Origin of the sequence: Paraburkholderia sp. (assembly GCF_026225065.1) — a bacterium.
In the GTDB taxonomy this organism is placed as follows: Bacteria; Pseudomonadota; Gammaproteobacteria; order Burkholderiales; family Burkholderiaceae; genus Paraburkholderia.
This window is the reverse complement of the sequence record NZ_JAMFSB010000210.1, coordinates 1-1,790: the sequence shown is the minus strand read 5'-3', so window position 1 is coordinate 1,790 and position 1,790 is coordinate 1. Positions and strand designations below refer to the sequence as shown.

Below are 1,790 nucleotides of genomic sequence, written 5' to 3'. Positions count from 1 at the left end.
GATGCGCAAGCTCGAATGGATGGGCGTGAAGGACTCGACGGTCGGCCTCGTGATTCCCACCGGCTACTCGTTCAACCTGGACGGCTTCTCGATCTATCTGACGCTCGCGGTGATCTTCATCGCGCAGGCCACCAATACGCCGCTGTCGCTGCACGATCTCGTCGTGGTGGTGCTGGTGTCGCTGGTGACTTCGAAGGGGGCGCATGGCATTCCCGGTTCGGCGATCGTGATTCTGGCCGCAACGCTCTCGGCGATTCCTGCGATCCCGGTTCTCGGTCTGGTGCTGATCCTGCCGGTGGACTGGTTTGTCGGCATTGCTCGCGCACTGACCAATCTGATCGGCAATTGCGTTGCCACGGTAGTAGTGGCCGTCTGGGAGAACGATATCGACAAGGCTCGCGCTCGCAGCGTATTGAACCGGGAAGCCGCGTTTCTTTATGTTCCGGCTGGCGAAGAATCGAAGGCTGCGGGCGTTTCTGTCAACCCCGTGCACGCGATCTGATTCAAGCGGCACCGCCCAACACAACTCATCACCGGTCCGTCGGGCGCAGCGGTACGTACGCCAATACAGGCAACACCCGCAGTAGCGCCCGCGGACTTTCACCCTCTTACCGTTAGACCGAGACCATGGCTACTCCGATCCTCGACCCGAACGCCCCCGCTTTCACGCGCCGCTATATGAACCTGGCCGACCCGCGCCTCGGTGCGCAGGCGCTGTATGCCAGCGACGAATTCTTCGCGCCCAAAGAGCGCATGCTCGATCCGCAACCGGCGGTGTTCATTCCCGGCAAGTACGACGATCACGGCAAATGGATGGACGGCTGGGAGACCCGCCGCAAGTGCACCACCGGACACGACTACTGCGTGGTCCGGCTTGCGCGCCCGGGCGTTATCCATGGCGTGGATCTGGACACGAGCCACTTCACCGGCAACTTTCCGCCGGCAGCGTCACTGGAAGGCTGCTATGCGGACGGCGACACGCCGCCCGACAACGCCGACTGGCAAGTCGTCGTGCCGGCGATGACGCTGCAAGGCAATCAACACCATTACGTCGAAGTCAGCGACGCGCGCGCCTTCACGCACCTGCGCGTGAACCTATACCCGGACGGTGGTCTCGCGCGTCTGCGTGTCTACGGACAGCCGAAACGCGATTGGGATCGCATCGAGCGCGGCAGCCTCATCGATCTCGCGGCGATCGAAAACGGCGCCTACCTGGTCGCCGCGAACAACCAGCATTTCGGACCGGCCTCGCAGATGCTGATGCCAGGGCGCGGCGTCAACATGGGTGACGGCTGGGAAACGCGCCGCCGCCGCGAGCCTGGCAATGACTGGGCGATCGTCGCGCTGGCGCGACCCGGTGTGATTCGCAAGGTCGAAGTGGACACGGCGCACTTCAAGGGCAATTTCCCCGACCGCTGCTCGTTGCAGGCCGCGAGCGTGACGGGCGGGACGGACGAGTCGCTCGTCACCCAGGCCATGTTCTGGCCGCTGCTGATGGACGAGCAGAAGCTACAGATGGACCACGTGCACCCGTTCGAAGCCGAATTGGGCTCGCTCGGTCCGGTTACCCATGTGCGCTTCAATATCTTCCCGGACGGTGGCGTCTCGCGCCTGCGTCTGTGGGGCGAGCTGGCGTAAGCGCGGCACCCGGAGGAGCGTGGCGACGGAGACACCGCAATGAAGACCCTGCAGATGGAGCGCCTGACGCGCGAAGCCTTCGCGCCGTTTGGCGACGTGATCGAACTGGACGGTGCACGTCACTTCCCGATCAACGGCGGCACGACCGAGCG

Annotated in this window: 3 protein-coding genes; all 3 read left to right on the top strand. The window is 64.0% G+C overall.

All coding sequences use genetic code 11. The features are described from left to right. Positions 1–502: cation:dicarboxylase symporter family transporter (locus tag M0954_RS15570; protein WP_297354146.1), on the top strand; the 502-nt coding region annotated here is incomplete at its 5' end. 125 nt (positions 503–627) lie between these two features. Further along, a complete protein-coding gene (gene alc / locus M0954_RS15565) occupies positions 628–1,638 on the top strand; it encodes an allantoicase (protein ID WP_297354144.1) in 1,011 nt (336 codons plus the stop codon). Between the two features lie 39 nt (positions 1,639–1,677). Then, positions 1,678–1,790 (top strand): ureidoglycolate lyase (locus M0954_RS15560; protein WP_297354148.1); only part of this gene is annotated, 113 nt, incomplete at its 3' end.